The organism is Polaromonas potterensis, from assembly GCF_033446725.1.
Taxonomy (GTDB): domain Bacteria; phylum Pseudomonadota; class Gammaproteobacteria; order Burkholderiales; family Burkholderiaceae_C; genus Polaromonas.
Map to the genome: position 1 here is coordinate 42,595 of NZ_JAWQLX010000009.1, position 22,744 is coordinate 65,338.

The 22,744-nt window shown below is 59.4% G+C and carries 20 protein-coding genes; 3 read left to right on the plus strand and 17 right to left on the minus strand.

Annotation, left to right across the window (positions count from 1 at the left end; translation table 11 throughout):
* Positions 1–39 precede the first annotated feature (39 nt).
* The 11 genes from R6254_RS16215 to R6254_RS16265 all read right to left on the minus strand — a co-directional run bounded on the left by R6254_RS16215 (position 40) and on the right by R6254_RS16265 (position 11,649).
* Positions 40–741 (minus strand): REP-associated tyrosine transposase, encoded by a 702-nt coding sequence (locus tag R6254_RS16215; RefSeq protein ID WP_318408317.1) that lies wholly within the window; start codon positions 739–741, stop codon positions 40–42.
* A 61-nt stretch (positions 742–802) separates the two neighbouring features.
* On the minus strand, positions 803–1,954 hold the full coding sequence (locus tag R6254_RS16220; RefSeq protein WP_318408318.1) for an ABC transporter substrate-binding protein: 1,152 nt from the start codon (positions 1,952–1,954) through the stop codon (positions 803–805).
* Positions 1,955–2,144: 190 nt separating this feature from the next.
* A complete protein-coding gene (locus tag R6254_RS16225) occupies positions 2,145–3,353 on the minus strand; it encodes an MFS transporter (RefSeq protein WP_318408320.1) in 1,209 nt (402 codons plus the stop codon).
* Positions 3,350–4,564, minus strand: coding sequence for a deoxyguanosinetriphosphate triphosphohydrolase (locus tag R6254_RS16230; protein WP_318408322.1), 1,215 nt, complete (start codon positions 4,562–4,564; stop codon positions 3,350–3,352). The genes R6254_RS16225 and R6254_RS16230 overlap by 4 nt, the downstream gene beginning before the upstream one ends.
* A gap of 78 nt (positions 4,565–4,642) precedes the next feature.
* A complete protein-coding gene (gene aroB, locus R6254_RS16235) occupies positions 4,643–5,758 on the minus strand; it encodes a 3-dehydroquinate synthase (protein WP_318408324.1) in 1,116 nt (371 codons plus the stop codon).
* A gap of 66 nt (positions 5,759–5,824) precedes the next feature.
* Complete coding sequence (locus R6254_RS16240; RefSeq protein ID WP_318408326.1) at positions 5,825–6,370, minus strand: shikimate kinase; 546 nt, start codon at positions 6,368–6,370, stop codon at positions 5,825–5,827.
* A 140-nt stretch (positions 6,371–6,510) separates the two neighbouring features.
* Positions 6,511–8,655, minus strand: coding sequence for a type IV pilus secretin PilQ (locus R6254_RS16245; RefSeq protein ID WP_318408328.1), 2,145 nt, complete (start codon positions 8,653–8,655; stop codon positions 6,511–6,513).
* Positions 8,652–9,212, minus strand: a complete 561-nt coding sequence (locus R6254_RS16250) for a pilus assembly protein PilP (protein ID WP_318408329.1) — start codon at positions 9,210–9,212, stop codon at positions 8,652–8,654. Before R6254_RS16250 ends, R6254_RS16245 begins: the two co-directional genes overlap by 4 nt.
* A complete protein-coding gene (locus R6254_RS16255) occupies positions 9,209–9,886 on the minus strand; it encodes a type IV pilus inner membrane component PilO (protein ID WP_318408330.1) in 678 nt (225 codons plus the stop codon). Before R6254_RS16255 ends, R6254_RS16250 begins: the two co-directional genes overlap by 4 nt.
* A 27-nt stretch (positions 9,887–9,913) precedes the next feature.
* Entirely contained in the window at positions 9,914–10,573 is a 660-nt protein-coding gene (locus tag R6254_RS16260; protein WP_318408331.1) for a PilN domain-containing protein, read from the minus strand.
* The gene (locus R6254_RS16265) at positions 10,570–11,649 is read right to left on the minus strand and encodes a pilus assembly protein PilM (protein ID WP_318408333.1); all 1,080 of its coding nucleotides are present in this window, start codon (positions 11,647–11,649) and stop codon (positions 10,570–10,572) included. The genes R6254_RS16260 and R6254_RS16265 overlap by 4 nt, the downstream gene beginning before the upstream one ends.
* Before the next feature lie 270 nt (positions 11,650–11,919).
* Here R6254_RS16265 and R6254_RS16270 point away from each other — a divergent pair, with 270 nt between their 5' ends.
* Positions 11,920–14,346, plus strand: coding sequence for a penicillin-binding protein 1A (locus tag R6254_RS16270; protein WP_318408335.1), 2,427 nt, complete (start codon positions 11,920–11,922; stop codon positions 14,344–14,346).
* A 137-nt stretch (positions 14,347–14,483) separates the two neighbouring features.
* On the opposite strand, the gene cyaY is transcribed toward R6254_RS16270, so the two are convergent.
* Positions 14,484–14,819, minus strand: a complete 336-nt coding sequence (gene cyaY, locus R6254_RS16275; RefSeq protein ID WP_318408336.1) for an iron donor protein CyaY — start codon at positions 14,817–14,819, stop codon at positions 14,484–14,486.
* Positions 14,820–14,831: 12 nt separating this feature from the next.
* On the opposite strand from cyaY, the gene lptM reads away from it, so the two are divergent.
* On the plus strand, positions 14,832–15,110 hold the full coding sequence (gene lptM, locus R6254_RS21970; RefSeq protein ID WP_412103183.1) for an LPS translocon maturation chaperone LptM: 279 nt from the start codon (positions 14,832–14,834) through the stop codon (positions 15,108–15,110).
* A complete protein-coding gene (gene lysA / locus R6254_RS16280) occupies positions 15,107–16,414 on the plus strand; it encodes a diaminopimelate decarboxylase (RefSeq protein WP_318408338.1) in 1,308 nt (435 codons plus the stop codon). The genes lptM and lysA overlap by 4 nt, the downstream gene beginning before the upstream one ends.
* Positions 16,415–16,448: 34 nt before the next feature.
* Here lysA and msrQ read toward each other — a convergent pair whose 3' ends face one another.
* The 5 genes from msrQ to R6254_RS16305 all read right to left on the minus strand — a co-directional run bounded on the left by msrQ (position 16,449) and on the right by R6254_RS16305 (position 22,572).
* Positions 16,449–17,117, minus strand: coding sequence for a protein-methionine-sulfoxide reductase heme-binding subunit MsrQ (msrQ, locus tag R6254_RS16285; protein WP_318408339.1), 669 nt, complete (start codon positions 17,115–17,117; stop codon positions 16,449–16,451).
* Complete coding sequence (msrP, locus tag R6254_RS16290; RefSeq protein ID WP_318408341.1) at positions 17,117–18,115, minus strand: protein-methionine-sulfoxide reductase catalytic subunit MsrP; 999 nt, start codon at positions 18,113–18,115, stop codon at positions 17,117–17,119. Before msrP ends, msrQ begins: the two co-directional genes overlap by 1 nt.
* 86 nt (positions 18,116–18,201) lie before the next feature.
* A complete protein-coding gene (ccsB, locus tag R6254_RS16295; RefSeq protein WP_318408342.1) occupies positions 18,202–19,554 on the minus strand; it encodes a c-type cytochrome biogenesis protein CcsB in 1,353 nt (450 codons plus the stop codon).
* Positions 19,551–21,740: a cytochrome c biogenesis protein ResB gene (locus R6254_RS16300; protein ID WP_318408343.1), complete on the minus strand. Its 2,190-nt coding sequence runs from the start codon at positions 21,738–21,740 to the stop codon at positions 19,551–19,553. Before R6254_RS16300 ends, ccsB begins: the two co-directional genes overlap by 4 nt.
* Positions 21,741–21,927: 187 nt before the next feature.
* Positions 21,928–22,572, minus strand: coding sequence for a c-type cytochrome (locus R6254_RS16305; protein WP_318408344.1), 645 nt, complete (start codon positions 22,570–22,572; stop codon positions 21,928–21,930).
* Positions 22,573–22,744: the final 172 nt, after the last annotated feature.

Here is a 22,744-nt window from a genome sequence, read left to right on the forward strand (position 1 = left end):
AATTGAAAAACTCCATAAAAATCAATGAACTACAAGCATCTACGACCCGGCAAGCGGTTGACGAATGGGGCGGCCCGCCTGCGTTTTACTGACTCTGCGTGGCGTTTTCTTTTGTAAGTCCGCGACGAAGTCGGCATCCCCCAAAGCCCAGCCGCTGAGCACAGACTGCGTCAGCGCAAGTTGCTGCTGGTCCGACACCCCCGCATGCACCCTATCGGCGTAAGCCGCCTCCCGGGCAAAAGGCGTGTTGCCCAGCGCCCAGAACAGCGGCGGCGGTGTCACCAGCTTGTCGCTGCGCAAGCCGACATAGTGAGCATGGCTGGACCAGGGGTAGTCGCGCGCTTCAGCCACCAGGCCGGCGCGCACCGGGTTGAGGTCGATGTAGGCCATACAGGCCAACAAATACAACTCGGTCTGGATCACGGTGGAACGGTAACGGCCTTCCCACAAAGTCCCGGAGCGGCCCTGGCTGTCGTTGAAATAACGCACATAACGCCGGCCCACGGCCTGCATCATTTTGGGCAAGGCCTCGGTCGACTCCGGGGTGGCCAGCAGATGAAAGTGGTTGCCCATCAACACATAAGCATGAATCGCCACACCAAACTTTTTGGCGTTTTCGTCGATCAGGCCCAACAGGGTCTGGTAATCGGCTGTCGACGAAAAAATGGCTTGCCGGTTGTTGCCACGCTGAATGACGTGGTGCGGGTAGCCGGGAAGACTGAGGCGGGGAAGACGGGCCATGACAAACTGCGTGGTGGTTCTGCCCCATCATAAATCCAACCTGACCCCAATTACTGGGTGGCTAACGAACCACTTTGCCGTCGGGCGTGATGGTCACCAGGTCCACCAGACGTACCGATTCGTATTTTTTGGCGCGCAGGTTGATGCGAAAACCGCCCACGTCGTAGTCGGTCATGGCCTCGAAGGCTTTTTGCAGGCCGGCCCGGTCGGCCTTGCCACCGCCTGCGGCACTGCGCCGCACACCTTCAGCAAAAGCCCGTGCCGCGATATAACCTTCCACACTTTCGTAGCTGGGGTTCTGGTCGGTCTGATTCACCGCATCCAGGTATTCCTTGATGATGGGTGTCCCGGCACTGCGTGGTGAGGGCACCACCTGCGAGATGACCACGCCGCCTATCTCCTTGCCAAGGGCGGTGAACAGCGGATCTATCCCGACCACCGAAAAGTTCAGGAACTGGCCGGCGAACCCGGTCTTGCGCATGGCGCGAATAAACGCGGCCGAGGTGTTGAACAGGCTGACCTGGATGATGGCCTGGGCTTGTGCCTTGGCCAGCTGCGCCACCGCCGCCTCCACCTTGCTGCTGTTGACGGGCGCAAAGGCGCTGGCAACAAGCGCCGGGCGTTTCAGGTCGACAAGGGCCTGGTTGACCGCGGCCAGGCCGGCACGCCCCATGGCGTCGTCTTCGCCAAACACGGCGATACGGTCCTGGTTCAGCGTGGCGCAATGGCGCACCATTTTGTAAGCCTCGTCGGCCAAGGCCGGGCGAATATGAAAGGTGTTGGCCAGAGCCGCATCGCGCAGCGCATCCGATGCCGCAAACGGTGCAAAAAACAAGGTGTTGGCAGGTTTGGCGACGGCAAAAGCCGCATCGCAGCTGGCCGTGCCGACAAAACCAAACAGCGCATCCACCCCCTCGTCAATCAACTGCCTGGCGTTGGCTGCGGCTTTCTGCGGGTTGTAGCCGTCATCCAGCGCCTTGACCTCGATCTTGTAACCGGCCGCTCCGTTTTTGGCGTTGATGGCATCGAAATAAAGCTTGGCTCCATTGAGGTAGGCCAGGCCGATCTGGTCTGCCGCACCGGTCAGGGGAACCGACTGCCCCACTACCAGCTTGCGGCTGCCCTTGCTCGCCTGCGACCAGACCGCCGGGCTGAGGACGGCGGCGCCCGCTGACATCCCGCCCACAATGAGTACACGTCGATTAAGTCTCATGCCACACCTTTGTTGAAATGCCGGAGGGTCACGCAAGATGGATGCCCGGGCGGCTGACCGGCCCGCATCGCCAATTCGTAACAAACTGAACAAGCACCCGCAGGTTAGCCCTTTCAGGCATCAGAAGGCAAGCGGGTGAATGCCAACACGTCATAAGGCTATGCGTGGGCCACCCGCGCACCCGAAGCTGTCAGAGGTGTGCCGGCTTTAACAAGACCTGAATTTGCCAGGCCAAAAAGAGCCCAACGAGCGAACAGGTACCGGTGACAGTCCAGGTCAGTTGCCAGTGGCCGGCCTGGCCGGCAACCCAGGCCACCAGCGGTGGTCCGCAGAACTGGCCCAGCGCCGACCACTGCTGCATCCAGCCCACCGTGGTGGGCACGGCCGACGCGCCTGGTGCCAGTTGGACCGCCAGGCTGAACAAGGTGCCGGGAATCAACCCGCCCAGCATGGAAAAAGCCAGCACGGCGATGTATTGCAGCCAGGGCATACCCGTCACCCCAAAAGCCAGCACAGCGCCCAGCCCCATGGCAACAAAACCGGCGATCAGCAGTGTGACCGGAGCAATCCCCCGATGCAATAAACGACCGGCCGCCAGGTTGCCAATGATGTTGACGCCGGCCGCCAGCGCGGTCAGCCAGGCCGTGGTGCCAGGCGCCAGGCCGGCCTGCGCATAAATCGAGGGCAAAAAACCCACCACGGCCAGCCATTGGCCCGAATACATCGCAAAACTCAAAGCCACCAGCCAGGCTCCGCGTGAACGCAAGGTACGCAGCAGCAGCACGCGCCAGTGCGGGGCAACAGACGTCTGGTTGGGCAATGAAGCGTGCGACCGCGCGTCAGCCGGTACCCGCCAGAACACCAACGCCACCAGCAACACCGACAAGGCCGACAAGCCCCACCACCAGATGCGCCAGCCCCAATCGGCATCGGCCAGCGCCATCACCGACGGGCCGACCAGCAAGGCCAGCGCGGCGCCCAGCGGCATGTAGGCCCCCCAGGCACCCAACATGCGGCTCAGGCGCTCAGGCGGCACCAATACACGCAGCAAGCCGGGCGCGGGCAAGACCACGCACAAGAAACCCAGGCCTTCGAGCGCGCGGGTCAGCAGCAAAACAGTCGCCGTCTGGGCTGTGCCGCCCCACACACTGGCCAGGCTCAGAAGCGATAAACCGGCCAGCAGGCTGCGCCGCGGGCCCCAGCGCTGAATCAGCAAACCAGCCGGCAGCCCCAGCGTCATGCCGGCGAGTTGAACCAGCGACAACAAAAACCCGGCCTGCAGCAGCGACACCCCGATGGCTTGCTGCAACACCGGCAGCGCCGGCGGCAACTTGGCCACATGCAGCGCAGCCACCACCCCGGCGGCAATCACGCAGCTGGCGGGGTGTATGGCTTTCAAACCGGAAAGACCACGCGGCCGTGCAGGCGTTCGTGTTCCTTGGCGGCAAAACGATCCGTCATGCCGGCGATGTAGTCGGCCACCACACGTTCGGGTTTTGCGGGGTACTTGGCGCTGGCCGGCAAGCTGCTGTCCAAGCGGTCAAAACGGTCGGTGTGAGCTTGCGGCATTTGCGCCGGATCGGCCATGTAGGCGGCAAACAGTTCACGCACTACCTGCTGCGCGGTTTGCGTGGTCTCCACCACCTGCGGATGGCGGTATAAATTTTGTAGCAGAAAGCGCTTGAGGGATGAGGACTTCAAGGCCATGTCCTGGCTGAAACAAACCAGCGGCGGGTTTTGGCGCACGGCTTGTATATCGCCCACCGCTGCAGCACGCAGGGCCGCGCGGGTGGCGTCCATCACGTCGTAAACCTGCGCGCTCAGCATGCGGCGTATGGTTTCAAACAGCAGGCGCCGCCCCTGCAGCCCGGGGTGCTGCGCCAGTGTTTCGCGGCTGTATTGATCGAACAGCGCCACCTCGCCGAGTTGCTCCAGGCTGAGCAGGCCGGAACGCACACCGTCGTCAATGTCGTGGGCGTTGTAGGCGATTTCGTCAGCCAGGTTGGTGAGCTGGGCTTCCAGGCTGGGCTGCATCACCTGCGCATGCCCATCGGCAGACGCGAGAAAACGCTGCGCCACACCGCCGGGTTCGCGCGCTTCGATACGTCGGGCATTGCGGCGCGAGCAATGTTTGAGAATGCCTTCGCGGGTTTCAAACGACAGGTTCAAGCCGTCGTAATCCGGGTAACGCTCTTCCAGCGTGTCCACCACACGCAGACTTTGCAGGTTGTGCTCAAAGCCGGCGCTGTCCGGGTTGTGGCTTTTCAGGCAGGCATTCAGCGCATCCTGCCCGGCGTGACCAAAAGGTGTGTGTCCCAGGTCGTGGGCCAGGGCGATGGCTTCGACCAGGTCTTCGTTCAGGCGCAAGGTGCGGGCAATCGAACGACCGAGCTGAGCCACTTCGAGCGAATGCGTCAGGCGGGTGCGAAACAGATCGCCCTCGTGGTTTAAAAAAACCTGGGTCTTGTACACCAGCCGGCGAAACGCGGTGGAATGCACAATCCGGTCGCGGTCGCGTTGAAAGTCCGAACGTGTGGGCGCGGCGGGCTCCAGGTGGCGGCGACCAAGAGAATGCGCCGGGTCGCAGGCGTAAGAGGCCAAGTTTGTCATGGTTTATGCATCAAATCGGGCTCTAGCCCTTTAGAAATGAGCGCAAGCAGCTACTATTTTTATAGCGTTTTAGAGATGTCAGATACAGCTGGCGTCAATCACTTCGCGCACCAGCGCATCCGGCGCACTGCGTACTGCGGCACTGCCGGGCGCATCAATCACCACAAAGCGGATTTCGCCGGCTTCGGCTTTTTTGTCGACACGCATGAGTTCCAGGTAACGCCCGGCGCTGTCGTCAGGCGACAAACGGGGGCCCACAACCGGCAGTCCAGCCCGCTGAATCAAGGTACGCAGGCGATCCACAAAAGCGGCATCGACCAGACCCAGACGTTGCGACAGACGGGCCGCCATCACCATGCCGCAGCCCACACCTTCACCATGTAACCACTGACCGTAACCCAGGCCGGACTCGATCGCGTGGCCAAAGGTGTGGCCAAAATTCAAAATGGCGCGCAGGCCGGCTTCGCGCTCGTCCTGACCCACCACAGCGGCCTTGATTTCGCAACTGCGCTGGATGGCGTAGGCCAGAGCCGCCGGCTCACGCGCCAGCAGCGCGTCGATGTTTGTCTCGATCCAGTCCAGAAACACCATGTCGGCAATCGGCCCGTATTTGATGATCTCGGCCAGACCGGCGCTCAACTCGCGCGGCGGCAAGGTCTGCAGCACGTCCAGGTCGCAAATCACGCGCTCAGGCTGGTAAAACGCGCCCACCATGTTTTTACCCAAGGGGTGGTTGATGGCCGTTTTGCCCCCGACCGAGGAGTCCACCTGCGCGAGCAGGGTGGTGGGCACCTGCACAAAAGGCACACCGCGCATGTAGCAGGCCGCGGCAAAACCCGTCATGTCGCCCACCACGCCGCCGCCCAGCGCAAACAACACGGTTTTGCGATCACACCCGTTGCCCAGCAAGGCATCAAAAATCAGTTGCAAGGTGGCCCAATCCTTGTGCACCTCGCCATCGGGCAGGGTCACCAGCAACACCCTTTTGTAATGCGTCTGCAGCGCCTTCTGCAAGGCTGGGGCGTAAAGCGGTGCGACGGTGTCGTTCGACACTATCAGCGCCGTGCTGGCGGCAGGCAGGTTCTGGTAGGTCGTGGGCTCGCCCAACAGGCCGGCGCCAATGAGGATGGGGTAACTGCGCTCGCCCAGGGCTATGTGTACCTGCTGCGTCGCCGGAGGAAAATTTGCTTGCATGACTCAAGTGTAGAGGTTAGGTGTGAGGCTTGTTTCAGCGCCGGACGCGCGCCAGAAAGATCGCGCTCAAGCAGGCGGAGCCGGCAGAAACCCTGCCGCTTCCAACTCCGCCACAATGGTGTTGACCAGTGCCGCCACCGAAGGCCGCCCGGTTTCCACCACAAAACGGGCGCTTTCGCGGTAGAGGGGATCGCGCAAGGTATACAGCTCGCGTAAACGCCCCAGCGGATCCGGCACCTGCAGCAGCGGCCGATTCTGGTCATGGCGCAGACGGCGAAATATCTCTTCCGGGGATGAATGCAAATACGCGACCTGGGTGCGCTGCATCAAATGTTCACGGTTAGCCGGCCGCAACACCACACCACCGCCTGTTGCCAGAACACAGGCTTCGCCAGCCAGCGTCAACTCATCAATGACTGTCTGCTCCAGGTCGCGAAATGGCGCTTCGCCGTCCCGCTCGAAAAACTCGCGAATCGTCAAGCCGAGACGCGCCTCAATGACGTGATCGCTGTCCAGAAAGGGCAGGCCCAGACGTTTGGCCAACTGGCGACCCACCGTGGATTTTCCGGAGCCCGGCAGGCCGACAAGAGAGATATGGGAAAGGGGGGTCAAGGGACACTCATCTCAAGAGTCATCGTCAAAAAGCAGAGAGTTGAGGAAAGCAACTGAGCGAGTACTGAATCAGAAAATTGAAAGGCCTGCTACCCAGCAGGCCTTTCAATCCAACCCTGACTCAGGCCCGGCGACCAAGCTCAGCGCAGGGCAGTGCCCGATATCATTTTGGGCGAAATAAAGACCAGCAGCTCGGACTTGTTGGCGGTACGTGTTCTCGTTTTGAACAAATTTCCCACCCCTGGCAGGTCGCCTAGCAAAGGCACCTTGGTTTCATCCTCACGCTCGGTCTGCTCAAAAATACCGCCAATCACCACGGTGCCGCCGTTTTCGACCAGGACTTGGGTCTGGATATGTTTGGTATCAATCGCAAAACCATTGGTCGTCGATCGGCCCACGCTGTCTTTGTTCACATCCACTTGCAGGATGATGTTGCCTTCAGGGGTGATTTGCGGTGTCACTTCAAGTTTCAGGTTGGCTTTGCGGAAGGCAATGGACGTTGCCCCGCTGGAGGTCGCCTGCTGATAAGGCAACTCCGTGCCTTGCTCAATCAGCGCCTTGACCTGGTCGGCGGTCACAATCCTGGGGCTGGACACAATTTTGCCTTTGCCATCGGCTTCCATCGCTGAAATCTCGAGGTTCAAGAGCCTTGTTAATGAAGAGTTGAACAGGGAGACAGCAAAGGTTGCCGCAGGAAATCCATTTTGACCGACCCCAGGCAAGTTGACAAAATCGCCGGCTGTGGTTCCAAAATTACTGCCCAACGACGGGGCTGTACCTGGCGGAATATTAGGCGTGATGTAAGTTGCACCGAACTGTGTATTCTGGCTTCCATTCAGAGTGAATGGTCGTCCGCCAAGCCGGACACCGATTGATTTACCAAAGGTATCCGAGGCCTCCACAATACGCGCCTCAATCAAGACCTGGCGTACGGGAATATCCAACTTGGCAATCAGGCTTTGGACCTGCTCAAGCTTGGAAGGAATATCGGTCACGAACAGCTGATTGGTCCGCACCTCTGAAATCACGCTGCCTCGCGGGGACAATATTTTGGTGGCGCCAGCCGCTCCGGTTCCTGTCAATCCCCTTGCAATGTCCGCCGCCTTTGCATAGTTCAACCTGAAATCCTGCGTGCGCACCTGCTCCAGATTTTGAATCGCGTTGCGCGACTCCAGATCAAGCTTGTCTTTCGCCGCCAGTTCATCCTTGGGCGCGATCAGCAACACATTGCCGGTTTTCCGCATGCCCAGGCCCTTGGCCTGCAAAATGATGTCCAGGGCCTGATCCCAAGGCACATCTTTCAGCCGCAAGGTCACAGCACCTGTGACACTGTCGGAGGTCACGATGTTGAAGTTGGTAAAGTCGGCAATGACTTGCAGCAAGGAGCGGGTTTCAATGTTCTGGAAATTCAGCGACAGTTTTTCGCCGGTGTACCCAGGCCCCTGAGACAGCTTGGAGGCATCCACTTTTTGCGGATGCACTTCCACCACGAACTGATTGTCGCTTTGATAAGCGCTGTGCTCCCACAAGCCTTTGGGCTCTACCACCATGCGGACCTTATCTCCAACCTGGGAGGTCGTCACGCTTTGAACCGGTGTGCCAAAGTCCGACACATCCAGACGGCGGCGCAGACCCTCGGGCAAGGCAGTTTTCAGGAATTCGACGACCAGGGTCTGGCCCTGCTGGCGGATGTCCACACCCACCTGGTTGTTCGCCAGATCCACCACAATCCGGCCGGAGGCGTCGGCACCCCGTCGAAAATCGATATCCTTCAACGGCAAGGTATCGCGGTTACGGTTTTCCGCAAAAATGGGGGCAGCAAGCGCTGATGGTTCGGCGACGGTCACTGGATTCAGCGTGATCAGCAGAGACTTGCCCTGAATTTGCGCGGTGTAGGCCGTCGGCGCCTTGAGATTTAAAACAACACGGGTTCGCTCTCCCGCCTGCACCACGTTGGCCGAACGCAAATTGCCCAGATTCAGGTCGACGGCCGAACGCCCCATTGAATTGCTGACGCCGGGGAAATCCAGCGCAATGCGGGCCGGCGTTTGAATCGCGAAGCCCGTAGGTACTGCCGTCAAGGCTTCCGCGAGGTCGATACGAATCACTTCAGTACCACCCTGCACAGAGCCGGTCACGGACTGAATGGCATTCTGGGCTTGCGCCCAAAGCGATGTGGACAAAGAAGCCGCCAACAATGCCGTACCGATGACAACGCGAGCAGATACCCGTGACCATGTGCCCCACAACATATCCGTCTGCATCGCCCAAGCCTTCTTATTCATTTGGATCCCTCTTGAAGCTGTAAATTGGCCGTCCGCTCCATCCACTCCCCTGCGGCGTCCTGCACAATTTCACGCAGGGCAAGCTCGGTTTCAGAAATTTTCGTGATACGGCCGTAGTTCTGACCTAAATAGTTGCCTATCCGCACCTGGTACAACAAGTTATCCACCCGCACCAAGGCCACCGGTTGACCCAGCTTCACAAGACTGCCCACCATGGCCACGCTGTCCAGAGGCATGGCTTCCAGAGGTTCCTTGCGCCGGTTCAGTTCGGGCGCAATGAGCGCGGCATTGGCGGTCGCCTGGTTGGAGTCACGTTTAAGCGCCTGCATCAATTTCTGATTGCTGAAAGGCTCAATCGCCGCCTCCTGGGTATATGCCTGCGGCGAGAATTTTGTCGGCTCTGGCAAGGGCTCGATTTTTGGCCGGGTCTGGCTGCGCTGCTCGGTCATCCATTGCTGCAGCTCTTCCTGTTCTGAGGAACTGCAAGCCGTCAGCCCCACACATGCGCCCAACGCGAATGCCAGTAAAACCGCTTTTTTAATACGCGTCTGTTTCATTTTTTCGGGCCTTTCGCGGCCGCCGCCGTTTTACGCTGCAGAGCGACCTCGTCGGGATCCAGATAGCGGAAAGTCTTGGCCGTGCTGTCCATGCTCATCATGCCGTCCTTGACTGGGGCAATCGCGATATTGTTCAGGGTCACGATGCGCGAAAGGTTGGCAATATCCGCGGCAAAAGCACCAATGTCATGGTAACGGCCCGTCACCTTGATGGCGATCGGCAACTCGGCGTAATAGTCCATGACGCTGACCTGCCCAGGCCTGAACAGCTCGAACTGCAGGCTGCGGCCCAATCCCGCCTGGTTGATGTCCGACAAGAGCGCGTCCATCTCGGCTTTGCTCGGCAACTGCTTTTCCAGCTGGGTCACGTATTGCTGGACCTGCTCTCGCTGCTTCTTCAAAGCCTCCAGATTCACGGCTTGTGCCAGCTTCTTCTTGAAGTCTTCCCGCAACTGCACTTCTTTGGCCTGTTCGGCCTGGAGTTCCTCGTCGGAAGCACTGAGCCACAAAAACCACAAGGCGACCACCACGACCACGGTCACAAACACACAGAGAAGGTAGCGGGGAAAGGCGGGCCAGGAGGAAGGATCGTTCGGATTGAGGCCCACAAATTGGGCCTTCAGTCCATCCTGGAGCGCCGCAAAATCGATGCTAACTTTAGAAGTACTTGCCATATTCAGTGCTTGTTCCCAGTCGTTTGGTCAGCTCTTGGCCGCGACAGGGCTGGCTTGCGCGGGTTTGACCGTTGCGGGGCCAGTGAATCCTGGCGTACCCGGAGATGCCGCGGCTTTCTGTACATCTGTCGCGCGTTTGAGCGCCACCCGCATCGAAAAATTGGCCACGCGGCGCTGGTCACGCGCTCCGAGCGACAGGCTCCTGCCTGTGATTTCAATCAGTTCAGGCCGGGTCAGCCACGGACTGTTGTTACTGAGATTGCGCAGCAACTCGGAAACCCGTTCGTTGGATTGGGCCACCCCGGCCAGCAGAACCACCTGGTTGTCTTGCTTCATGCTGGTCAGGTAGACGCCATCAGGCAATTGTTTGACCAGTTCATCCAGCAGGTAAACCGGCAGATTGCGGTTGCCCTGCAAGTCTTCCACGGCATTTTGCCGGGCACGCAGTGCAGCAATTTCCTGCTGCAAACCGGCGATTTCCTTGATCTGATTGTCAAGGCGGGTGATTTCTGTCTTCAGATAGGTGTTTTGATCCTGTTGCCCCGAGATCTGCGCCTGGTACCACGAATACACAGCGCCGCAAATCAGGCCACCGGCCAAAGCCGCAATACCCAAAGCAACAAAAAATGCCTCGCGCCTGCGCTTGCGCGCCGCTTCGCGGTGGGGAAGTAAATTGACCAGAATCACTGGAAAAACCTCCGCAAGGCCAAGCCGCACGAGGTCAGGTAAGACGCTGCTTCACGCTTCATCTTTTTCTCCCGGATATTGCTGCCCAGGGTCATCCCCTCAAAAGGATTGGCCACCATGCAAGAAAAGGAAGTTTGCTGAGTCACGGCCTCGGTCAGGCCGGGCAAAGCCGACGAGCCCCCCGCCAGCATCACATAGTCGACTTTGTTATGCGGCGTGCTGGTAAAAAAGAACTGCAGCGCACGGCCAATTTCCTGCGCCATGCTGTCGACAAAAGGCCTGAGCACGCTGGACTCATAGTCATCCGGCAGGTCGCCGCTGCGTTTTTTGCTTTCGGCCTCTTCCGGGGAAAAACCATATTGACGCACGATCAATTGGGTCAGTTGGGCACCGCCAAAAGCCTGGTCACGCTCGTACAACACCTCGTCGTTCCTGATGACCTGCATGCTGGTCGTCAGGGCACCCACTTCGAACAAGGCCACCATGGTGTCCAGCCCCTTGTTGGGCAGGTTTTCTATCAGGCGGGCCGTGGCCAGGCGCGACGCATAGGACTCCACATCCACCACCACGGGCTTGAGCCCCGCCGCCTCGGCCAGACCTTGCCTGTCATTGACTTTTTCCTTGCGGGAGGCGGCGATCAACACTTCCACATCGCCCGCCGAACTGGCGCTGGGACCGATCACGCAAAAATCCAGGCTGACTTCATCCAGCGAAAAAGGAATGTACTGGTTGGCTTCGGCTTCGACCTGGATTTCGAGTTCCTGCTCGGTCAATCCACCCGGCAGGATGATTTTTTTGGTGATCACGGCCGATGCTGGCAGAGCCATGGCCACATTGCGGGTACGGGTTCCGCTTTTTTTGACGAGGCGGCGTACCGCCTCGGCCACTTCGTCGAACTTTTCCACATTGCCGTCGGTGATCCAGCCTCGCTCCAGGGGTTCAATCGCGCATCGATCCAGCACCAGGTTGCCGGCCTTGTCGCGGCTCAACTCCACCAGCTTGACACTTGAGGAACTGATGTCCAAACCCAGCAAGGCTGACGATTGACGGCTAAATAAGGATCCCAAAGAGATCAAGACAGTCCCCAAATGATGGCTAATGTGTAGCCCTGCAAACTTAAGAAATCACTTGAATGCTATCAGTAAGGTCCTTGTACAACAAAGGATTTTCCGGTTTTGGCTTACTATCACCGTTGTCAAAAGTAGACGCTTTTCGCAGCTTTGGCCGAATTGATGCGGGAACCACGATCTGCCAGTAAACGCAAAATGCGAGATCGCGGACAAGCCCTCAAGTTTTCCCGCGCAGGCAATTTTTTATAATGTTGACGCGCACTTACGCTGAACCCCATGCCTTCAAATTCCTCGCCTTCTGAATCCCGCTCACCTCCCGCCAACCGCCCTCAGTGGATGCGGGTTTTGCTGAAAATTTCCGCCTGGGGCTTAGGGCTGGCGCTGGCTGGCTTTGTGTCGCTGCTGATGGTGGTGGCTGTTGCGCTGGCCGTGGCCTACCCCAACCTGCCGGATGTGTCCGATTTACTGGACTACCGGCCCAAGCTGCCGCTGCGCGTTTATTCGTCCGATGCCGTGCTGATTGGCGAGTTTGGCGAGGAGCGCCGCAACCTGACCCCGATTGGCGACATTCCCAAAGTGATGAAAGATGCGGTGCTGGCCATTGAGGACGCACGTTTCTTCTCACACGGCGGTGTGGACTATATCGGTGTGATCCGTGCTGGCCTGGCCAATGTAGGACGCGCCAAGAGCCAGGGCGCATCCACCATCACCATGCAGGTGGCCCGCAATGTCTACCTGTCCACAGAAAAAAGCTACACCCGCAAGATTTACGAGATTTTGCTGACCTTCAAGCTGGAGCACATGCTCAGCAAGGACCAGATTCTGGAGATCTACATGAACCAGATCTTCCTGGGACAACGCGCCTACGGTTTTGCCGCCGCCTCGGAAACCTATTTCGGCAAACCACTGAAAGACGTCAGCATCGCCGAAGCCGCCATGTTGGCGGGCCTGCCCAAGGCCCCGTCCGCCTACAACCCGGTGAGCAACCCGAAGCGGGCTAAAACGCGTCAGCTTTACATCATTGACCGCATGCTGGAAAACGGCTTTATCACGCCAGAGCAGGCGGAGGCGGCCAAAAACGAGCAGCTCAAAATCAAATCCGGTCCCGATGCTGGCCGGGTGCATGCCGAATTTGTCGCGGAAACCGTGCGTCAGCTGGTTTTCAACCAGTACGGCGATGAAACCTACACCCGCGGCCTGAATGTTTTCACCACCCTGCGCGCCGCCGACCAGACCGTGGCCTACAAGGCCTTGCGCAAAGGCATCATGGATTATGAACGGCGGCAGATTTACCGCGGCCCCGAGAAGTTCATCGAGCTGTCCAAAGACCCCCAGGACATCGAAGACGCGATTGACGATGCCCTGGCCGACAGCCCGGACAACGACGATGTGATGTCGGCGATCGTCCTGGAAGCCGGACCGAAGAAAATCGTGGCGGTTCGCCAGAACAGCGAGACCATAGAGATCACCGGTGATGGCCTCAAACCAGCCCAGTCCGGCTTGTCCGACAAGGCCGCGCCCAACATCAAGATTCGCCGCGGCGCCTTGATACGCGTCGCCAAAACGCCCAAAAACACCTGGGAAATCACGCAACTGCCCGAAGTCGAGGGCGCTTTTGTCGCTCTGGACCCGCGCACCGGTGCGATCAAGGCCCTGGTCGGCGGTTTTGACTACGCAAAAAACAAGTTCAACCACGTGACCCAGGCCTGGCGCCAGCCGGGCTCCAGCTTCAAGCCCTTTATCTATTCAGCCGCGCTGGAAAAAGGCTTCACGCCCGCCACCGTCGTCAACGACGCACCGCTGTTTTTTGACGCCGGCGTCACCGGTGGCCAGCCCTGGGAGCCCAAAAATTACGACGGTACGTTTGAAGGGCCCATGAGCTTGCGGCGCGGCCTGGCTCGGTCCAAAAACATGATCTCCATCCGAATATTGCAGGCAGTTGGCCCCAAATATGCGCAGGAGTGGGTGACTCATTTTGGCTTTGACGCCGACAAACACCCGGCCTACCTGACCATGGCGCTGGGCGCCGGCTCTGTCACGCCGCTGCAAATGGCCATCGGTTATTCGGTGTTTGCCAATGGGGGCTTCCGAGTCAACCCCTACCTGATCACCAAAATCACCGACCAAAAAGGAAAGGTGCTGGTTGAAAGCCCGGTCCCCGTGCTGGATGAGTCGGTGCGCGGCATCAGCACGCGCAACGCCTTCGTCATGTCCAACCTGCTGCAGGAGGTCGCCCGCAGCGGCACCGCCGCCAGAGCGCAAGCCACCCTGAAACGGCCCGATCTGTTTGGCAAAACCGGCACCACCAATGACTCGATAGATACCTGGTTTGTCGGTTACCAGCCGACGCTGACGGCGGCGGTCTGGATGGGTTATGACACGCCGAAAAAGCTCGGCGACCGGGAAACCGGCGGCGGCCTGAGCTTGCCCATCTGGATCAACTACATGGATTACGCACTCAAAGGTGTGCCCGTCACCGAGTATTCACCGCCTGAAGGCGTGATCAACATGGGTGGCGAGTGGTTTTATGACGAATACGCCAAAGGTTCAGGCATCAGCAGTGTCGGTCTGGGCGACAAGCCCGCCCCAGGCGCCGGCACCGACAACCCGGTCACGGGCCAGCCAGTGCCGCCGGGCGCAGCGATCCAATCGCCACCGCCCGGTGACGAAAGAAAACGGATTCTGGATCTGTTCAAGAACTAGAAATATTGCCCCCCACGCTTGCCACTGCGTGTGCTGCGCTGCCCCCCGAGGGGGCTAATTTTCCTTGGGGCGGCCTTGCGGAAAATGGCATGCTCAACCACGTTCGCTCACTGCGTTCGTGCCCCCCACTTTGTGCACTACGGCGCGGCGTTGAACACCAGCGCCTGACCGGCCTGTTCGCTGGCGTGCCGTGACAGCCGGGCAAACAGCTCGCTGGCGTCCTTGGTGTCCGTCCATTGGCCGTTTATAAATTTGTAGTGGAAGCCGCCGGCGCGGGCGGCCATCCAGATTTCCTGCAGCGGTTTTTGCAGATTGATCACAATCTGGCTGCGGTTGGCAAACGTGAGCGTGATCATGCCGCCTGTCCGCTGGTTGTCGATGTCGGCCTCCGTCTCATCGTTGATGCGGTCACACGCTATTTCAATCGCCTTGAGCGCAGCTTCGGCATGGTCCAGATAGTCAAGGTCCGTCATTACAATCCCATCATGTTTGCAAGATTTCACATTCGAGCTCAAATTTTAGGTTGCCGGCGTGTCCTCTCCTGGGGTCATGGCCTTTGCACCTTGATACTGGCCGTGGCTGGCGCGGCCAGCCTGAGTGCTTGCGGCCAAAAAGGCCCTCTCTTTTTGCCGCCACCACCGAAGGTGATTCCGACTGCGGGTGTCACGCCAGCAACTCCGGCCAGCCAGCCAGCCACGCCCGTGACGACGTCCGACCTCCCCGAGCCTCCTGAGGCCACCCCTCCTACCTTCACACCGCGATGAGCCTGACACAGACCCCTGACCTGCCCGCAACCGATCTTCCTGGTGCGCCGCAACTTGCCTACCGGGACGGCCAACTGCATCTGGAGGCGGCTCGCCTCGATGTTTTGGCCCGCGAACACGGCACGCCGCTGTTTGTGTACTCCAAAGCGGCCATGCTGGCCGCGCTGGCGGCCTACCAGCAAGGTTTTGCCGGTCGCAACGCGCAGATTTGTTATGCCATGAAGGCCAACTCCTCGCTGGGCGTGTTGCAGGTGTTTGCCCAGGCGGGCTGTGGTTTCGACATCGTGTCCGGCGGTGAACTCGAACGTGTGCTGGCGGCGGGCGGCGATGTGCGCAAAGTCATTTTTTCGGGCGTGGGCAAAACCCGCGCCGAAATGCGGCAGGCGCTGGCCGCCGGCATCGGCTGCTTCAATGTCGAAAGCGAAGCCGAACTGGACGTGTTGTCCGAGGTGGCGCTGTCCATGAAACTTGTCGCGCCAGTCAGTATTCGCGTCAACCCCAACGTCGACCCGAAAACCCATCCCTATATTTCGACCGGCCTCAAAGGCAACAAGTTCGGCGTGGCGCATGAAGACGCGCTGCGGATTTACCAGCATGCGGCCGCCCTGCGGGGCTTGAAAGTCGCCGGTATTGACTGCCATATCGGCTCGCAAATCACCGAAACCACACCCTACCTGGACGCCATGGATCGGGTGCTGGACCTGGTGGCCAGCATAGAGGCGGCGGGCATTGCCATCGAGCACATTGATTTTGGCGGCGGCCTGGGCATCAACTACAACCAGGACGCGCCCCCCGCGGCCGATTCCTTGTGGCGCGAACTGCTGGCCAAGATTGACGCGCGCGGCTACGGCGGGAAAAAACTCATGATAGAACCCGGCCGTTCCCTGGTCGGCAATGCTGGCGTCTGCCTGACCGAGGTGTTGTACCTCAAGCCTGGCGAGCAGAAAAACTTCTGCGTGATTGATGCGGCGATGAACGACTTGCCGCGCCCGGCCATGTACCAGGCCTTTCATGCCATCGTGCCGATCACGCCGCGCCAGGACGTGCCCGCGACGACCTACGACGTGGTGGGCCCGGTCTGCGAAAGCGGCGACTGGATAGGCCGCGACCGGGCGCTGGCGGTGCAAGCCGGTGATTACCTGGCAGTGCTTTCCGCCGGGGCTTATTGCATGAGCATGGCCAGCAACTACAACACGCGTGGCCGGGCCGCCGAGTTGCTGGTCGATGGCGCCCAGGTGCATCTGATCCGTCGCCGGGAAAACACCGCCGACCAGATGCGCCATGAGCAACTGATCCCAGGCTGACCCACACCCGGCCGCCAGGCCGCCTCAATCGCTATTATTTTGATAGCTGATTGCGCCCGTGCAGCATGGGCTTCAGCCTCTTTTTTCTTAAATATTGCACCACACGCCAGCCCAGCAGCAACGCAATGATAGAGGCATAAACAAACACCTCGGCAAAGTTGTTTTTGCCGGCGCGCATCCAGAAAAAATGCAGCAGCCCCAGGCCGGCAATCACATACACCAGCTTGTGCAGCAACTGCCAGCGTTTGGCACCCAGACGCTTGATGGCTGCGTTGAAGGAGGTGGCCGCCAGCGGGGTCAGCAATAAAAAAGCCGAAAAACCCACCAGAATAAAAGGCCGCTTGGCAATGTCCTTGGCAATGTCGGCCACGTCAAAACCCATGTCAAACCAGCTGTAACTCAGCAGATGGACCACGACATAAAAGTAGACGAAGAGGCCCAACATGCGCCTGAACCGCGCCAGCGCCGGCGTACCGGTGATCACCCGCAGCGGCGTCACAGCCAGCACGATACACAAGAAGCGCAAGGTCCAGTCGCCGGCCGTCCGTATCAAATATTCGGCCGGGTTGGCGCCCAGACTGTTGGTGAAAGCGCCGTAAACCAGCCACGCAAAAGGCAGCAGGGCCACCACAAACACCAGCGGCTTGGCCGTCGGATGCAAAAGCAAGGCTCGCGCCGCTTTACCGGCTTTCGCGGCTTTCATCAAAAGTTCTTCTTGAGGTCCATGCCCGCGTAAAGCTGGCCGACCTGGGCCTCGTAGCCGTTGAACAGCAAGGTTCTGCGCTTTTTGGCAAACAGGCCGTCTTCCCCAATGCGGCGTTCCGTCGCCTGGCTCCAGCGCGGGTGATCCACGTTCGGATTCACGTTGGAATAAAACCCGTATTCGTTGGCAGCCGCCTTGTTCCAAGCGGTCTTGGGCTCTTTGTCGGTGAAGCGGATTTTGACAATACTCTTGCCGCTTTTGAAACCGTATTTCCAGGGCACCACCAGGCGCACCGGCGCGCCGCTCTGATTCGGCAAGACCTCGCCATACATGCCGAAAGCCAGCAAGGTCAAGGGGTTCATGGCTTCGTCCATGCGCAAGGCTTCGACATAAGGCCAGTCGAGCACACGCGAGCCGACAAAAGGCATGGTTTTCGGGTCGGCCTGGGTGATGAACTCGACGTATTTGGCGTTGCCCAGGGGTTCGACCTTTTTGATCAAGTCGGCCAGGGAATAACCGACCCAGGGAATCACCATGGACCAGCCTTCCACGCAGCGCAGGCGGTAAATACGTTCTTCCTGCGGGCTGAGCTTGATCAGGTCCTCGATGGTCCAGGTTTTGGGCTGTTTGACCAGGCCTTCGATGGCCACCGTCCAGGGTTTGGTGACCAGGGTGTGGGCGTTTTTTGCCGGATCCGACTTGTCGGTACCGAACTCGTAGAAATTGTTGTACGTCGTCGCGTCTTTGTAATCGGTGACTTTTTCCATGGTCACGGCGCCAGCGACGGCCGACCGGGCGCCGGGCAAGGCGGCCAGCTTGCCGGGTTTGACCACGGTTTGTGCCAGCGCCTCACGCCCGGCCCAACCCGCCAGGGCCGCACCGGCGGTGCCCGTGGCCATCAGCCGGATCAGGTCACGCCGTTGCTGGTAGATGGCTTGCGACGTGATCTCGCTGGAAGCGGGATGAATAAAGCCACGGTGGCTGGTTTTGATCAGCATCTTGTTTCCTTGCAGTTTGTCGATTCAGGGCGGGGTTGACCTTAGTCTGTATACGCAGCGACTTCTAACAAGGATTCAAGCTGCGCTTACAAGGTTCCGTAACTGTGCAGGCCGGAGAGGAACATGTTCACCCCCAGGAAGGCAAAAGTGGTCACGGCCAGCCCGACCAGCGCCCACCAGGACGCCACGGTGCCGCGCAAGCCCTTGACCAGCCGCATATGCAGCCAGGCCGCGTAGTTGAGCCAGACAATCAGCGCCCAGGTTTCCTTGGGGTCCCAGCTCCAGTAGCCGCCCCAGGCCTCGGCCGCCCACAAGGCGCCCAACACGGTGGCGATGGTGAAAAAGGCAAAACCCACGGCAATCGCCTTGTACATCACATCATCCAGCACCTCGGCTGCCGGCAGCCGCGCGGCAATCCGCTGGCGCCCCAGCAAAATACCGGCGGCGATCAGGCCCGAGACCAGCAGGTAACCCACCCAGTAATTGCTGCCGCCCACGTCGGCCGGCGACTTGCGAAACACAATCGGCACAAAACACAAGACCACGCCCAGCAGCCACAACGGCGTGAGTTTGTACCAGCGGGTTTCGCTGGCCTGCTGCTTGACCAGGTAGGCCAGCGCCACCATGGCCGCCAGCGAGAACATGCCGTAACCAATGAAGTTGGCCGGCACATGCAGCTTCATCCACCAGCTTTTCAGCGCAGGAACCAGGGGCTGGATTTCATGCGCCTCGCGCACCACCGTGTACCACAGCAGAAAACCCACGGCGGCACTGACCACCAGCATCACAAACGCTCCCATGGTTCGGGTGTTGTACTGCGCTTCAAAATACAGGTAAAACGCGGCCGTCATCCAGCAAAACAGCACAAACACTTCGTACAGATTGCTCACCGGGATGTGGCCAATATCCGCACCCAGCAGGTAACTTTCATACCAGCGCACCATGGTGCCCACCAGCGCCATGCCCACGGCCACCCAGGCAATTTTGCTGCCTAGCGATTCCAGCGTATCGCCTTGCCCCCTGGCAAACATACCCAGCCAGTAAAACACCGTGCTCATGAAAAACAACACACTCATCCAGAGGATGGCGGACTGGCTGGAGAGGAAATACTTGAGCCAGAACACCTGTTCGGCCCGCGCCAGATCGCCCTGGTAAGACAGGATGCCCAGCAGCGAAAAACCCGCCACCAGCAGCATCAACAAACGCAGCGGCCGCCAGAACCAGCCCATCGCAATCACGGCGGGAATGGTGGCCAGCAGAATGCCTTTTTCGTAGACGTCCATGTAGGCGTTGTAGCGGGCAAAAGCATACAGCCCGCCCACCAGCGCCACGATGGCGAAAAGCCAGTCCAGCAGATTGCGTTTTGCAAAATAGCCTTCCTGCAGGCTGATGGTCGTCGCGTTTGTGCCGCGCGAGCTCAGGGTGGTGGTGGTGTTCATCGTGGCACCTGTAAAAGTTTTGTTTTCAACATTTCGAATTCCTTGCCGCCGTCCAGGGTCTGGCGGTTGCTCGACATGGCCATGGTCGCCAGACTGCCTGCGCCTGATTCTGGACTTTTTTCCGCGCCAGCGGCATCCGCCGGTGCCAGCCAGACCCAGAGCCGGCGCTCACGCACATACAACATGGCAAAAACACCCAGGATCAGCAAGGCACAACCCAGGTAAACAATGTTTTTACCGGGTGTACGTGTGACCTGGAACACGCTGGCCTGCACCTGCGTGAAGTCCTTGAGTTCAAAAGCCATGGGCGCAGGGTAATGGTGGGCATCGCTGAGCGACAACACGGCCTGCGCCATATAGGCCTGGGTTTTATCGTCCAGCGGCATGGGCTTGAGGCCGTTTTGCTCACGTGTGAGTTGTGCCAATTCGAACAACACGCCGTTGAGAATACGCACCAGCACCTCGCCGGCGCGGTTGCGTTCGTCTTCCGGCACGTTGGCTTCCATGAAGGCGGAAATCGCCTGCAGTCCGGCCAGCGGTTTGGGCTGGGCGGTATCGGCCGGTTGGTCTGGCCCTGCGAACAAGGCCAGCGCCCGCGATGCGGATGCCGTCAGTTGCTGGGCCAACTCGGGCCGGTCTGCGGCAATCGCCTGGCGCACATAACGCTGGACCGCCCGCTCGCGCTGGATCGGATCGGCCAGCGCGCGGCGCAGCCGCAAAAAGCTGTCCATGCTGCCCAACTCGTCGGCCGGGATACGCAGGTACTGGAAAGAACCGTTCAGGGTGTCGCGCACACCCAGCAAAAACACCGCCGGGCTGGACTCTGCCGTGTCCATCTTGACCGGCAACATGTAGTTGTGAAACTCGCGCGCCTGGCCCGCGGCATCGCGCAATTTGTAGGTCACGCTAGGGCCGACATTGCGCAGCTCTTTTTGCTCTTTGGTCTTGTTGGCAGCGCCCAGACGTGCGCCTATGGACTGGCGCAAATCGACCTTGCGCACATCGGCGCCCGAGCCGCCATCCAGGTTGCCGGCGCCGCCGAAATTCTCGACGTTGATGACACGCAACGCGCTGTACTCCAGCGTCATTTTTTCGCTGCCATTGGTCAGGCTGCTGGAGCCGCCAATCGTGCCCTGGATTTCAAACGGCTTGCTGGAAACCTGGGTGCCGGTGGCGATAGGAACCGCCTTGAGCGTGACGCTGGAGCCGCCATCGTCAAAGCTGGACTGGAAAATTTCTATGCCCTTGTAGTTGGCCGGATGATTGACTTCGACGCGGGCCGACGTTTTTTCGCCGGTTTCCTTGTCATGAATCACGATATCGCTGGCAAACAGCTTGGGCATGCCGGTGGAGTAATACTCAACGATGAATTTTTTCAGTTCCACTGCAAAAGGCAGGTCTTGCAGCAACACGCCGCCGGGCTGGTTCAGGATGGCGGTGCTGGACTGTGTGCCTTCGGCCACCAGCAAATTGGCCCGGAACGTGGGATTGCCTTCACCCAGACGATGGCGCGCCGGCACATCGGCAATCAGGCCGCCGCCGGTGTAGATGGCCTTGTCGTTCAGCCACATTTGCGCTCGCACCACCAGGTCGCCGTCGAGCAGGCCGCCGACACAGACCAGCACAATGGCACCATGGGCCGCGATATAACCCAGCTTGTTGGCGGCGCCCGCCTTGGCGGCGACCATCCAGCCGCTGCCGCCTGGCGTGTCGCGTTGCTGCAGCTTGACCTTCCAGCCGCCCTGTACCAGGGTTTGCCCAATACGTCGCGCCGCCGTTTCAGGCGTTTCGCCCAAACTGGCCTCGGCACGGTGGCCAAAAGCCTTGAGGCTTTGCTCGCGGATGTTTTCCTTGAGCTGGTTCAGGTCGGCCAGGATCTTGGGCGTGTTGCGGCTGATACACAGGCTGGTGCTGATGACCAGAAAGGCCAGGATCAGCATGAACCACCAGGCGCTGTAGACGGTGTAGAGGTTGACCGCGCCAAACACCTGGGCCCAGAACGGGCCGAACTGGTTGACGTAGTTGCCGAGCGGCTCCTGCTGCTTGAGCACCGTGCCTATCACCGAGGCGATACAAATAACGGTCAGCAGCGAGATGGAGAAGCGCATCGACGACAGCAGCTCCACACTGGAACGCAAGGCGTGCGAGCCGGACTTGAGCCGTAGACCGTGGGTGGAAACTGTCATGCGTGCGTTTGAATAGGCTAAGTTGGCTGCAATAAAAAAGGCGGGCCTTCATCAAAAGACCCGCCTTGGTATGGAGTGCTTATTTCGACCGGGGTTCAATACAAACCGGGAGGACTGGCGGTATTTTCCCAAAAAGGGCGCTGGCCTGTAGGCGGGCCCCGTCCATACACTGTTTTTTTCGGGGGATTCAGCGCAAGCCGGCGATGTAATCGGCGACGGCGCGGATTTCGCGATCGTTCAACTTGGCGGCGACCTGGTTCATCAGCAGGTTGTTGGTGCGTTTGTTGTCACGAAAAGCTGTGAGTTGCGTGGCGGTGTATTCAGCATGTTGGCCGCCCAGACGCGGATACTGCGAAGGAATGCCGGCGCCAGTCGGGTTGTGGCAACCTGCGCAAGCGGGCACCTGGCGGTCGGAAATGCCGCCGCGGTAGATACGCTCGCCCAGGGCCACCAGTTCCTTGTCCTTGGCAAAACCAGGCTTGATCTTTTTGGAGGTCACCCAGTAGGAGATGTTTTTCATGTCGTCATCCGACAAGGCCGCGGCAAAACCCTGCATCACGGGATCTTTGCGCTTGCCGGATTTGAACTCCTGCAACTGCTTGATCAGGTATTCGGGGTGTTGCTGGGCCAATTTTGGATTGGCGGCAATTGCTGAATTGCCGTCCGCCGCGTGGCAGGCCACACAAACCGCAGTAAAACTTGCCTCACCCTTGACCAGATCGGGCTTGGCGACCTTGGCCGGGGCAGCTTCGCCAGCCGCCTGCGAAATCGCAGGCACAGCCAGCATGGCGGCAAATAAACAGGAAATCAACGATGTGGAAACAAGCTTCATATCGGGGGTTTAATGGTTGACTCTAAGGTGGACTGGACAATCGGCGCAGGCTTCAAGCTGCCAAAAGCCCCGCTGGGACAGCAACTTAACGCAAAACTCCCTGATTTTACAATGGCTTGAGGGACAATCCCAAATATGACCACATCTCCCCGATCTACCCCCATCAAAACGC

What these genes read in the sequence shown, in the direction of transcription:
- msrQ (WP_318408339.1), bottom strand. Translation starts at nt 17,117, where the DNA reads ATGAAAGCCGCGAAAGCCGGTAAAGCGGCGCGAGCCTTGCTTTTGCAT.
- R6254_RS16255 (WP_318408330.1), bottom strand. Translation starts at nt 9,886, where the DNA reads ATGGCAAGTACTTCTAAAGTTAGCATCGATTTTGCGGCGCTCCAGGAT.
- ccsB (WP_318408342.1), bottom strand. Translation starts at nt 19,554, where the DNA reads ATGAACACCACCACCACCCTGAGCTCGCGCGGCACAAACGCGACGACC.
- R6254_RS16245 (WP_318408328.1), bottom strand. Translation starts at nt 8,655, where the DNA reads ATGAATAAGAAGGCTTGGGCGATGCAGACGGATATGTTGTGGGGCACA.
- R6254_RS16230 (WP_318408322.1), bottom strand. Translation starts at nt 4,564, where the DNA reads ATGACAAACTTGGCCTCTTACGCCTGCGACCCGGCGCATTCTCTTGGT.
- cyaY (WP_318408336.1), bottom strand. Translation starts at nt 14,819, where the DNA reads ATGACGGACCTTGACTATCTGGACCATGCCGAAGCTGCGCTCAAGGCG.
- R6254_RS16220 (WP_318408318.1), bottom strand. Translation starts at nt 1,954, where the DNA reads ATGAGACTTAATCGACGTGTACTCATTGTGGGCGGGATGTCAGCGGGC.
- lysA (WP_318408338.1), top strand. Translation starts at nt 15,107, where the DNA reads ATGAGCCTGACACAGACCCCTGACCTGCCCGCAACCGATCTTCCTGGT.
- R6254_RS16305 (WP_318408344.1), bottom strand. Translation starts at nt 22,572, where the DNA reads ATGAAGCTTGTTTCCACATCGTTGATTTCCTGTTTATTTGCCGCCATG.
- lptM (WP_412103183.1), top strand. Translation starts at nt 14,832, where the DNA reads ATGTTTGCAAGATTTCACATTCGAGCTCAAATTTTAGGTTGCCGGCGT.
- R6254_RS16270 (WP_318408335.1), top strand. Translation starts at nt 11,920, where the DNA reads ATGCCTTCAAATTCCTCGCCTTCTGAATCCCGCTCACCTCCCGCCAAC.
- msrP (WP_318408341.1), bottom strand. Translation starts at nt 18,115, where the DNA reads ATGCTGATCAAAACCAGCCACCGTGGCTTTATTCATCCCGCTTCCAGC.
- R6254_RS16300 (WP_318408343.1), bottom strand. Translation starts at nt 21,740, where the DNA reads ATGACAGTTTCCACCCACGGTCTACGGCTCAAGTCCGGCTCGCACGCC.
- R6254_RS16215 (WP_318408317.1), bottom strand. Translation starts at nt 741, where the DNA reads ATGGCCCGTCTTCCCCGCCTCAGTCTTCCCGGCTACCCGCACCACGTC.
- aroB (WP_318408324.1), bottom strand. Translation starts at nt 5,758, where the DNA reads ATGCAAGCAAATTTTCCTCCGGCGACGCAGCAGGTACACATAGCCCTG.
- R6254_RS16250 (WP_318408329.1), bottom strand. Translation starts at nt 9,212, where the DNA reads ATGAAACAGACGCGTATTAAAAAAGCGGTTTTACTGGCATTCGCGTTG.